Origin of the sequence: Streptomyces chisholmiae (assembly GCF_031845445.1) — a bacterium.
GTDB lineage: Bacteria > Actinomycetota > Actinomycetes > Streptomycetales > Streptomycetaceae > Streptomyces > Streptomyces chisholmiae.
The window spans coordinates 1-420 of the sequence record NZ_JAVREO010000252.1 but is presented as its reverse complement, the minus strand read 5'-3'; the positions used below and the strand labels follow the sequence as shown (position 1 = coordinate 420).

General features: G+C 71.0%; 1 pseudogene. It reads left to right on the top strand.

Features of this window, described 5'->3' with window-relative positions:
- Positions 1-420 (top strand): annotated as a pseudogene (locus RM844_RS33060) (5-methyltetrahydropteroyltriglutamate--homocysteine S-methyltransferase); the annotation flags it as partial.

The window sequence follows — 420 nt, the reverse complement described above, 5'->3', positions numbered from 1 at the left end:
CGAACGGCACTTCGGTGATCCAGGTGGACGAGCCCGCCCTGCGCGAGACGCTCCCGCTGCGGGCCGCCGAGCACGCCGCGTACCTGGAGTGGGCGACGGAATCCTTCCGCCTGGCCACCGCCGGGGTGCGGCCGGACACCCAGATCCACACCCACATGTGCTACGCGGAGTTCGGCGATATCGTCCAGGCCATCGACGACCTCGACGCCGACGTCATCAGCCTGGAGGCCGCCCGCTCCCACATGCAGGTCGCCCGCGAACTCGCCGCCCACGGCTACCCCCGTGAGGCCGGACCCGGCGTCTACGACATCCACTCCCCGCGCATCCCGAGCACCGAGGAAGCAGCGGCCCTGCTGCGCAAGGGACTTGAGGCCATTCCGGCCGAGCGCCTGTGGGTGAACCCCGACTGCGGCCTGAAGA